At 38.6% G+C, this 11,877-nt stretch carries 7 protein-coding genes; 3 read left to right on the top strand and 4 right to left on the bottom strand.

Going from position 1 to position 11,877, the window contains the following annotated elements:
* Positions 1 to 19 precede the first annotated feature (19 nt).
* Complete coding sequence (locus ACT5E3_RS05360) at positions 20 to 1,990, top strand: RHS repeat domain-containing protein (RefSeq protein WP_444997280.1); 1,971 nt, start codon at positions 20 to 22, stop codon at positions 1,988 to 1,990.
* Between the two features lie 160 nt (positions 1,991 to 2,150).
* On the opposite strand, the gene ACT5E3_RS05355 is transcribed toward ACT5E3_RS05360, so the two are convergent.
* Positions 2,151 to 2,702, bottom strand: a complete 552-nt coding sequence (locus tag ACT5E3_RS05355; protein ID WP_444997279.1) for a thioesterase family protein — start codon at positions 2,700 to 2,702, stop codon at positions 2,151 to 2,153.
* Positions 2,703 to 3,020: 318 nt separating this feature from the next.
* On the opposite strand from ACT5E3_RS05355, the gene ACT5E3_RS05350 reads away from it, so the two are divergent.
* The gene (locus ACT5E3_RS05350) at positions 3,021 to 3,800 is read left to right on the top strand and encodes a DUF6597 domain-containing transcriptional factor (protein WP_444997278.1); all 780 of its coding nucleotides are present in this window, start codon (positions 3,021 to 3,023) and stop codon (positions 3,798 to 3,800) included.
* 144 nt (positions 3,801 to 3,944) lie between these two features.
* Here the strand turns inward: ACT5E3_RS05350 and ACT5E3_RS05345 are convergent, their stop codons facing one another.
* The 3 genes from ACT5E3_RS05345 to ACT5E3_RS05335 form a co-directional block, all read right to left on the bottom strand.
* Complete coding sequence (locus ACT5E3_RS05345) at positions 3,945 to 8,138, bottom strand: ATP-binding protein (RefSeq protein WP_444997277.1); 4,194 nt, start codon at positions 8,136 to 8,138, stop codon at positions 3,945 to 3,947.
* 470 nt (positions 8,139 to 8,608) lie between these two features.
* Complete coding sequence (locus ACT5E3_RS05340; RefSeq protein ID WP_444997276.1) at positions 8,609 to 9,331, bottom strand: SIR2 family NAD-dependent protein deacylase; 723 nt, start codon at positions 9,329 to 9,331, stop codon at positions 8,609 to 8,611.
* A gap of 331 nt (positions 9,332 to 9,662) precedes the next feature.
* On the bottom strand, positions 9,663 to 10,136 hold the full coding sequence (locus ACT5E3_RS05335; protein WP_444997275.1) for a DoxX family protein: 474 nt from the start codon (positions 10,134 to 10,136) through the stop codon (positions 9,663 to 9,665).
* A gap of 460 nt (positions 10,137 to 10,596) precedes the next feature.
* Here ACT5E3_RS05335 and ACT5E3_RS05330 point away from each other — a divergent pair, with 460 nt between their 5' ends.
* Positions 10,597 to 11,841, top strand: a complete 1,245-nt coding sequence (locus ACT5E3_RS05330) for a hypothetical protein (protein ID WP_444997274.1) — start codon at positions 10,597 to 10,599, stop codon at positions 11,839 to 11,841.
* The last annotated feature ends 36 nt before the right edge of the window (positions 11,842 to 11,877 follow it).

The raw sequence follows: 11,877 nt of genomic DNA, 5'->3' as shown, positions 1-11,877 counted from the left end.
ATCGAATGAACTTTCAGATATGAAAAACATACTAAGATACAGCTGCATTTATTTTGTACTATCAACCAGCACTGCTCTTGCGTTAGTCAAACAAGAGCTAGCCCTCGAATACAACGCACAAGGGCAAATCGATTTCATTGCCTATCAAATTGACAACAAGGAACACATTCAAAGTTATCAATATAATTTAGCAGGCGCGGTGAAACGAATAAATCACCAAAATACTCCCGTCAAATGCATTAGCAACTACAATGAGGCAGGTTTAGTAACCGACTGGCAAGTCGAATGTAATGACAATATCACCGAGTCTAATCACTATGATGCGCTCGGTAATCTTACTCAACGCTCAATCAAACAATCCAACAACCTATGGTATCGAGCCACCATGCATGGCTATGATGTCAGCGGTTTCTTAAGTGGTTACCAATATAATGGACTTGGACTCGGACTTCAGTCCGGCAAAAGCGATTCAACCAAAAATAAAATGGTAACCTACTCCGTTGACTACGGTTATAACCAGCAAGGCCAGCTTAGCTTGTTTAATTTCAACAACCACCCCATTAACTATCGTTACGACTCGCAAGGCAATCTGACCGAGCATGGTGCCATTGAAGATATGCGAGCCCTTCCATCAACCGAATATACTAATGGTTATCATCGCGACAATTGGCGTTATGATGAATTGGGACGACTAAAAGAAGATGACGCATATCGATACTTTTATGACCACAGTGGTCGCCTGAAACTCATCAAAGATAAACACTCATTACAAATTGTCGAGGCCTATCGCTATAACGCATCGGGGAAAAGACTTTCATCTTTCAAGGCAAAAGACAACAAACTCATACTTAACCAGCTGGGTGCGGGTAGCGAAATCCTAAAGCAAGAAACCTATGGGTTTGCCACATTGCGCAAGAGCGACAACACAGAACCTTTGAAAGCGGATGCTGTAAAAGAATTCGTTGGCATGAATGGCAATAATGTACTGACTATCAATCATGAGCGCAATGTCGATACTAACGCTTATGATGAAGAGCGACAATTTACCTTCGTTGACCGTATGGGTAATCCAGTTGTTCGCTGGAGTAATGATGATAACAATCTAATTCGTAACGAATATTCACCTTACGGTCAGCAGTTATTCCAGAATGACACCCAGAAACACCGAGGTGCCTACGGCTATACCGGTGTTCACAGTGATGATGATACAAGCTTGATTTACATGCAAGCAAGATATCAAAATCCAACTGACGGACGATTCTTAACACCGGACCCCGCCAGAGATTTTAACCCTTACCTGGCTCACAGTTACAACCTTTATCACTACACGTCCAATAATCCTATTAATGCCTGGGATCCGAGTGGGCTCCAAGAAGAAGGTGAGTCTCCTAAAGAACAAACACCTGATGAATCTGAACAAGACAAAGCAGAGAACTCTAAAGTTTTTTATATTGGAATCTATGGCGCTAACAAAAAAGGATATGAAAACCAAAATTTAAAAGCTTTGATAGAAGGAAAAGGCGGCCTGATGTTTAAAGCTAACCATGAAGTGGACATTAGGAATGTAGTTATAGGTTTAAAAAAAGCGGGATACAAAGTTGTTTTAATTGGATATAGTCGAGGAGGAAACGCGGCAATCAACGTGGCGAACGCACTGGGTCGAAGAAAAAATGGGCCAGTTACTATTGATCAACTGATTACATTTGATCCGCATAGTTTGAGTGATAAAAAAGTATTCAATTTAAAATACAACAATGTCAAAAGTGCCCATAATTTTTATCAAAGAAATAAACGAACCGGCGGCAAACTTGGTTTTTGGGGAACGAACCCTTATTGGGGAAGCCAGGTAGAATCGGGACATATCCAAGTTCAAGAGACAAGCTTTACAGGGCACAAGAGATTCCCAAGAAAATCCTATGAAACAGACGTCTCCCATCTCAATATAATTCGTCACTCCGTTAATAAGTTTGGGCAAGACATTGGTCTTTAATTCTAACCGCGGTTACCTATACATCCTGGAAAACCCGAACAATATAGATTAAGATTATAACAATTCTAAACTGTCTCCAGCTCAATTAATCTGGAGACAGCGGTGTAGGCTGCCCTAATTTGCGCCGTATTATTTACGAATGGCAAACCACCTTCGATAACTAAATAGATTTTAGGCGTTCAAACGGCGGTGTGTGGTCAATCAAACTTTCCGCCATCAACCAGTTTCGGAAATCTATTGGCATCTGAGGCGACTCTAAACCAGGCACCACTTGATCAATAATCGGTTGAGTACCAACCCACCCCTGTTTTCCAACAAGTGCCGCTTTGGTCAGACATTTAGCTACAGTTTTACCACTCGTTGAAATAAAAATATGTCGAATGTAAAACCAACGTTCATCCCAACAGTCAACGGTTGTTTTTACCGTGTATTTTTGAAAGATATTAAGCGCTTGTTCATAGCGAATGAGATTTCCACCCAACACAGCCCCCCATCGATTTTTTAATAAAGCATTTAAAATATTTGCTTTGCTCATCCAATCGACCCTGGCTACATCAGAGATCTGCAAATAGCGGCCATTATTCATATGACCAAAGGCATCAAGGTCCCAAGGCATCACACGAAAATTGCTTTTTACTGGAACTAACGGATGTAACTGTTTTGAATAAAAGTTTCTCAATAAAGTAAAAATCAAGCGAAAATACAAATTCATAAAAACTAAACTCCAAGACGACTATAACAACAATAAACTGAAACACAGTTTACGCACTTCCCTCCAATATCTATTACCAAATTTCGCGCAATCAGTATCTCAAAACGCGCATAGCTTGGCTTTTCCTAAAAATTATTGATAAGGTTTAAGGAGGATAATCAGTGAAGTTTCAACCGAATTTGGATAATGACTTTTACTCACTTTGTATCGGAGTCACTTATGATAGTTTGCCATCTAACGGAATAATGGAATAATGGAATAAAAATGATATTGTTAAATATTGAACTGACAAAACCATTCTAGATATGAGACACAAATATGAAATTACTTAAGCCCACTCTAGAGATGATAATGGAAGGCTTCTTCAATGAGCCTGTAAAGTACTTTTCCCCAGCAAGCTGTCTATCACAGTATATAGAAGTGTATTGGCTAGGGTATAACACCTGCCAAGAGTTTCACAAGGTAGAGCCTGACGGAGTGGTTGATATTGTGGTTTCTACCTCTAAAACGGTCAAAGTGTTTTGTTTCGGTACAGCGACTCAAGTGGCATTGGCTCCATTAGAGCTTGGGGCAAGGTATTTCGGAATTCGTTTTCGCCCAGGCCAGACGAGACATTTTTTTCCAATGAATGTTAGTCACCTTACCAATGGTAGTGTATCAATGAATGAGGATTTTTTTAAAAATCTCGCTTCACTAGGCTCAATTGAAAATCATAATAATGTTATTTCTCAAGCTAATCATCTGTTAACTGCGGCTCTTATGCGTCAAGGCCATACTCATAACAAGCTGGATAATTTAATCAATTACATAATACATCAGCCCAGTATTCAAGTGAGAAAGCTCGTCGAGCAAGAATACGTCACTCAAAGAACTGCTCGGCGCTGGTTTAATGAACATATTGGAATTTCTCCCAAAAAGTTTCAATCAATTATTAGGATCAATCAGATTAAAGATTATTTGAGTTCATACAATATTAACTCACTTTCACAGCTTGCCTATTCTTCAGGGTTTGTCGATCAAAGCCATTTAAACAAAGAATTCAAACATTATTTTGGCGTTACCCCCAAAGCATTCAAGCGCCTATTGATTAATAACTAAAATTTCATCAAATGATTAAATTAACGGGAATAAAGTCTGATCCCATTATTTAAATCATTGGTGATAAATTGGGTGGTTTCCAATAATATCTCTCAAATATCCCCGCTCAAATACTAGCTCACATCTACTAGCTCACATCAGAATTTAAATGTCCTTTACTTCCATGACCGTTCTATCACTGACTGGTAACTCTGCAGACTCGTAGTACTGCTTTGGTGTAACACCAAAATAAGCTCTAAACTGAGTTCCCATGTGTGACTGGCTAGAGAAACCAAGATTAAAAGAGATTGACTTTAAGCTCTCCCCTTTTCTGATCATCTCAGCCGCTGTTTCCAAACGCATAATGCGGATTGTATCTTTGGGAGAATAGCCTGATATTGCTTTTACCTTGCGACGTAATTGAGAGGCAGATAAAAATAATTGTTCGCTGAGTTGTTTCACATTAAAACTCGGATCACTGAGATTTTGCTCAATACAAGCGACTACTTTCTGCATAAAACTTTTTTCCTTCTCGTTGCCAGCAATTAGAGCTGAACAAACTCTATCTTTAGTTTGTTGCGACTCGACGGGCTGGTTTCTTTTTGAATCCAAGCCATAACGCGCTTTGAGCAACGCACGAAGCCCCAAAACATTTTCCAACTTAGCATTCAACAAGGCAGAGTCATAAGGTTTGATAATGTAATCATCAGCCAGAGCAGACAAACCGCTCATTTGGCTTTTTCTATCTGCTTTTGCAGTCAACAAAACAACAGGAATATGGGAAAGCAATTCTTGCTGGCGAACTTCCTTGAGTAACTGATGACCATCCATCTGCGGCATCATTATGTCACTAATAATGATATCAGGAATACACTCAATAGCTTCCTGCAGTGCTTGTTTAGGATCAAGAAAACAGCGTACCATGAACTTGCCACTCAATTGATCCCTCAGTTGATCTAGCAATTGTTTATTATCGTCAATGCAAAAGAGCAAAGGTTTAACCAATTCGTCTTGTTGAATTTCGCTCTCATCATCACCTGAATCAGAAACTTCAGAAAACTCGATTTCAGCCATTATCCAGGCACGGTATTCTTCATTCAAAGTATCCGCTTTTATCCCCTTAACATCATCTACTGCTTGTACTAACGGTAGACTGACAGTAACTTTTGTACGAACATTCGGTTCGGAAACAACTTTTATTTGCCCGCCTTCTTGCTCCACCAGTGATTTTACTAATGGCAGCCCTAACCCTAATCCATAAGTATTATTACTTTCGCCTAATTGCACATAACGCAAAAAAATCGAGTCTAGTTGCTCTGCCAAAATTCCTTTACCTTCATTAATGACAGAAAATTCCCAACAATTATTCCGACACTCAGAAATTATTTGAATTTGAGTTTCTGGTGGGGAGTACTTGATCGCATTGTTGATGAGATTAGTAATAATCTTGTCAAGCGCATCAACCTGACAGCTCACTACAACATCATCATTTGCAGTCAGTGATAACCGCTCCCGATTCACTAAACTGCAATAAGTAGCATAGTAAAACTCAACGAATTCATTAACCTGATAATTATAACTTTCTTCTCCCTGCCGCTCACTAATGTCACTTGACAACATCCGCATATTATCCATCAGTCGACTAATTCGATGTATTAACTTTTTCAGGCTTAAGGGCTTATCAATATGCGAGTTCTCGCTCTCTATGATCCCTGTCATTAAGGTCAAAGGCGTTTTTAGTTCGTGAGAAATATTAGCAAGCAAATCTTCTTTGTAGTTTAAAGATTTCTGTAGTTGATTTTTTTGTTGCTCAAGTTGATTCGCCTGCTTCGCTAAATGGGCAGTTTGCGACTCAACCTTGCTCGATAGCAATACATTGGCTCGGCGAATCATGCGAGTACGTAACCATACCGCCACCCAAATAACAAAAAACAACATCGCAACATACAACAGAATCATGGGCGTTGCTAACCACCAAGTTTTTTCCACTTCAAACCGCGCTAAAGAATGTGGTTGAGTCGTCAAACCGGTTGGAGACTGAATCTTCACTTCCAGCTCATATTGTCCTGTGGGTAAAAAGCTATAGCTGATTCGATTAGTCTGTTTAGGAATGTTAGCCCATTCGTTCGAGTAACCTTTTAGACGGTAACTATATAGATAATTTTTCTTATGAAGCCAATGATGAGTAGTCAGCCAAAACTCATACCCTGAAGTATCGTAAGGAAACACGTAAACCTCATTAGACAAATCCCCCATCAGTCCAGCGATATTGTGCTCTTCTCCTCTCTGCTTCCTAACAGACCAATAGTTAATCTGCGGCGCAAGTGCAGATTCATGGCCTGGCACTTTATTTTTGTCAAAAATTATTACACCATTTTCCGTGCCAAACGCTAATTTTTCATTTTGCAATCCGTCTCGCCCTCCATCTCGCAATAAATAGGCGGCATGAAGGCTAAATTGTTCACTCGGCAAACCATCCTTTCGACTATAAATGCGCGCTTTGTCTGGTACATTTTTATCTAAATACAATAAGCCTTTGGTCGATCCCAACCAATAGCCACTTTCATCTTCTAAGACAGAGGAAAAAAAGCGACCTGACAATGCTTTTGGAGCAATGGGGGTTACTGTGTCATTTTCCAGGTTTATCTTCAGCAATCCAGCACCACCAGCTACAGTTAAGCGGTTATTCTGCACCTTGCCAAAGGAAATAAAAGCAGCAGTGATATCAGAAATTTGTTCTTTTAGATCCAGATTACGAACTTTTAGAGAAGCCGCATCCATTACTGATAAACGGCTAATTCCCGCAATATAGTATTTGCCGTTTCCCGTTTGTAAATCAATATATTGCCCGCAGGGTAATGAGTTAGGTTGACGCTTCCCTTTAATAGTATTGAATGTCCCTGAGTTCTGCTCACGAACATGTAACAGACCGATACCACCAAATAGCATCCGATTATTCTGTCGATCCTCAACAATAGAATGAATTACATCGCGTTTATATCCTGCGCAAGTCACAAAATTATCGAGTTCATGCTTTGCCACAAACTGCCCCGTGTTGAGATTAAGGGATGATAAGCCACCATCGGTTCCTATCCATAACGTATTTTGACTATCTAAATGAATTGCTTGTACCGTATTAGCCAGTAGTGGATATTCTGGATGTTCGGTGGTCAAGGTATCCAGCAGTCGCCAATCTTTAGAGAATTTACTTACCCCACCGCCGAGAGTCGCCACCCAAATTTGGTTGCTATCATCCTGCAACACAGTTCTTACTACCGGTTTAGTTAACTCTGGTTTACCAACTACTGAAAGGTAATATTGAGTCGGTGAAGTAATAAATATTCCTTTTTCTGTGGCAATTGCCAATTCTCCGGTACTAGTCATTAACACATCTGATGTAGATACCGCCTCCACGCCGTGAGCTGTCATTGCTATTTCTTCAACAGATAACTTGTCTCCCTTCAAAACTCCGCGATACAAACCGACATCAGAGCCTATCCATAAAATATCACCATTTTCTATCACCACATTAAAAATATCAGATGTATCAAAGTCAGTATTGCCAGTTAACAAAGGCTGTATATGATTCACCTCATCATCATAATGCCAAAGCCATAGCCCTTGACCCAATGTAGTGAGTAAAAAACGCTTCTCTGACAACGGCACCACACGCATAACAGGTGGGGACTCAACACCTGCTTTTCCACCAACCAATTGCTGAAACTTTTCAGTATCAGTAGACCAACGGAAAACCCCTTTAGGTGAACTAAAAAGCCATTCATTTTGCCAACGCAATATTTTACGCACATCGCCAGTGAGACTATTGTCGTATTGCTTAAGAACTTTCAAAGAAGACGGATCGAGCAGATAAAAACCTTTGGTAGAGCTGACAATCACCTTGCCATTTTGTAGTTCAAACAGGCTGCGATAGGGGGCTGTAGGCAGGTCTTCAAAATGTACAAATTGGTTGCTATCAGGTTTAAGTAGGTTAACACCTTTATGGGTCATAACCCAGATACTACGATCGCTCGTTTGGTGAATTTCACGAATCAAATTATCGTCAATACCCGAAATATCAGCTCCAGACTTTTTAATCGTCAGTGCATGTTTACCATCATACCAGCTCAACCCTTCCATCGTTCCAATCCAAAGGTTGCCCTTATGGTCTTCCATTAACTCCCAAATGTACTCACTGGCAATACCTTCATCAGCACCTATTCGTTCAAACTGTAATGAAGCAAATGACTTAACACTAAATAGCAAAAAAACTAAGCAATACCACCGATAACTTTGCAATCTTTTTATTTGATTTCTTTTTATTTGACTTCTTTTTAGCGTTCTTTTTATTCCAATCCTCATGAATGCCCTTATTTATCTTTATTAACCAATAATATTCCGGTGATTGATGTGCAAATTAAGTTGCAGATTTTGAAGTTGCAGATTTTGGCTGCAATTTTATCATTGCACCAAGAGCTAAAGCGAGTAATGAATTAAGAGTCAACGACTTTGTATAAAAAATGGTGGGAAGACTTCGAACATGGCAAATATATTCCTCTTAACTTGAGTAGCTTCTTAACTAAACTAAAATTTTCACAACTCTTAGATAGGCGTCCGTCATCTCAACTAAGGCCACCCATTATCGGTTGGCCTTTTTTATTGGCTATATCTAGGACTTACTTCTTTAAAATCCAATAATTTTAAGATTCTAGTTGTAAAAATTTAACGAGCGAATTGGTGATATAAAAGAAATAAATCGAATATTTTTTGTACTAAGCAGGCGTATATCGGAAACTGGTATCAATATACTCTAGAAAATAAAAACAATAACTTTACGCCATTAACCTAGGTAACAACTCCTCAGCTTTGCCATTTATTTCATCCTGAAAGGCAGGATTTTTAGGTTCCATCGGTTCTAAATTAACAAGTATAGTTTTAGCATCGGCATATTCAGCAGAGCGCACAAAATTAGCCGCTGGAGAAACCGTTCCAGAAGTGCCGACAGCGATAAACAAATCGCACTCTCTTAATGCTCGCTTAGAACTCCAATCAGCAAACGCGGGAATTTTTTCACCAAACAATACTACATCAGGTAATAGAGGCGATTTACAAAGATCGCAAATTGGTAGCTCAGTGTAAACTTTTTCATCCTTAAAAGGTACGAGTTTACATTCTAAATTGGAGCAACGAGTTTTATGCATATTTCCATGAAGCTCAACGATATTTTTACTCCCTGCTTTTTGGTGTAAACCATCAACATTTTGAGTGATTAAAGTAAAATTCTGGTTCGGTAAAAGTCGTCTTTCAAATTCAGCCAATGAGTAATGAGCAGAGTTGGGTTGAGCTTGAATAATATCCTTACGCAACTTCCCATAGAGTTTCCAGACTTTCATAGGATCATCTTTAAGCCTATCGATATGGCCATAATCAGCAAAATCATATTCCGAAGAATCACTACCGGCGCCGCGATAAGTCTTTAACCCTGACGCAACAGAAATACCAGCCCCCGTTAAAACAACGATTTGTTGATATAAAGAAAAGTCAATTTTATTCATGAACAACTATTTTCCAAAAATTTAAATTAATTAACTAATAAGAAGATGTATTTTATGCATGGTTAACCCAGGACTTGTTACCTAAAATTTCTTCTCGTTCAATTATCGTGATGGATAATGCCAATTTATTTTGCTCTAGCTATATAGTCACACTCAGAATCAGTACACTTTTTTTCAAGCCAAATATTACAATAGACACATAGATAGCTATCGAAACTTTCATGATATATCGCAGTCGTTTGGCAACTGGAACATCTTACAGCATTGCTCTCCGGGGTATACGCATGGAGTAGGATGCATCCACCAATAAGTGACTCCCATCTTTTCTCCCTTAACTCAACTGTTTATTGCGATCTTTTATGCATAAAAAGTAAGCCCACGCAATTAAGATAACTTGCAATGGCCCACGAATTAATAAATAACTCGGCCCCCACTGGTGACCACCTAAGCCGACACCATTGAATGCGGCATAGATATTTGCAGGAAAGAAAATAACAAAAATAACAATTGCCACTTTAGCGGCAAACCGCTGATACTGTTGTAGAAATAAAGCGATTCCAACTAATAATTCAAGTCCACCAGTTAAATAAATAATTTCTAAACGATAAGGAACCCATGGTGGAAGCATTTCAACCATACCAGCACTTTTCACCAAATGCCCAATAAAGAAAAAGAAAAAAGTTAATCCTAACCCCCAACACGCAAACTTATTCACCTCAAGTGTGGTATTCATAATTTTGCAGCGTAAAAAGGCAATGATAATTGGACAAGCTAGTAAAGCTAATATAATTATTGGAGTTACCATAATTCTCTCTGACTCGTAAAACCCACCCTAATATTCAGCTATTTGTTCGAGTGTTTTATTGATAGTTTCATGTGAATACAAATTATGACATAGTCGACATTAGCTGTTAATTTTTATTATAAAAAATAACAGGAAGTCCCTTTATATCTGGGAACATTTAAGACTGTCATTTAAAAGCTTAATTAAAATCAATATAACAATATCACTTTCTAAGTAGAAGCCTATTTTGCTATACGACTCTTAATATGTACACTATTTAAACGAAAGTAGGCATCTTAAACGAAAGTAGATATCGGCAGAGCATTTACGCTGTTTCGATTAAAGATAAATAAGCTACGTACAGTCTAATTGGGTGACTAGATTAACATATCTAAGGGCTTGCTTTCTGCTTAGAGTTGCATCAATGGGTAAAAACTATTAACTTATACCCTAGAAATAAACCATTTAAAGTGTATACTTTGTGTCCTTAACACTAACAAAGAATCAAATTAGTAGCATAGAGCGAGAAGGTGAACGAATAAAAGCTTATATCAAGCGCTTTGTTTCCCATTTACCCAACAATGCAAGAACAACAGGTTCATTCGCTAAATGGTGCGGTGTCAGCCGTTCGACGGCTCAACGCCTGCTACAAATGTCCAAACCCTCCTATAATGGTTTTCAAGTAATTTGTGGATTACCTTCTCCTGCTGGCATCAGCAGAGTCATAGAAAAATTAGCTGATAGAAATATTTCTGAAGAAGGAATAATGGTAATCACGAGTGCTAATGAACTCCTTTACTCTACATTGCACTCACTAACTATGAGTCAAAACCAGCTAAAAAATGCATTTGATACTATCAATAAAGCCAATGATAGTGGGGTGGATCAAGGATTAAGCGCACGTAAAAAACTTTATGAGTTAAACCAGCAATTATGTAAAGAATCAATCCAACTTAGTGTAGGGGTTGATTGTGTGACTCCCAACAAACACGTTTCTGACTATTTGTCAGAAGTAGTCATAGCTTACCGACAAGGAGTCAAGTTCCTCAATGGTTCAAGATCATTTGTTCAATCTTTTGTTGGCAATGAAAAAAACTATCATTTAAACCAGCCCACTTCGATTAAGCGAAGAGAGCTACACGACTTAGTTGTTGACAGTACTTTTCAATTTCTCCTAGAAGATTTAACCTCTCCTAGCGCTGTTGATTGCTTTACCGGACATGGGTTACTTGGCAATTCACAAGTTTATAACTTATCGGAAGCAAACGACTTTAAAACTGGAGGCGAAATCACTCTTGGGCATATTGATCGAACAAGCCAAACACATCCATTAACCTCTAAAAAACAACTAGATATACATGGCATTGAGTGTCACTCACCGACTCAAAAAATGATTTTGATTTCCTTATTGGAAAAAAGCTTGGCTTCAAAAGCAACAGCTAGAACTGGCCTGTATACTAGCAGTCAAAAAGCCCAAGAAGATCTTTATACTCTCGAAGATAATTGGAATGATCGTTTTTATACCGACACGCCTCTACTTTGCTTTTCTCCTGCTGAAGACTCTCTTGCAGAAAAGCTCAAAATACCAGAGGTTCATGACTTAATTGAAAGTGCGCTTGAAGCCAATCAGCTTTCAAAAGAAAATTCTGTAGGATATTGTTTAGTAGTGGACTATCCACCCTGGCTTTCAACTTATCGTATCTATTTTGAATACGAGTTGAATTAGTTAAAAGTAATGGTTGTTTAAATTTTTAAACGTTAA

Source organism: Aliikangiella litoralis, from assembly GCF_052495765.1.
This window is presented reverse-complemented; position numbering and strand designations above follow the sequence as displayed.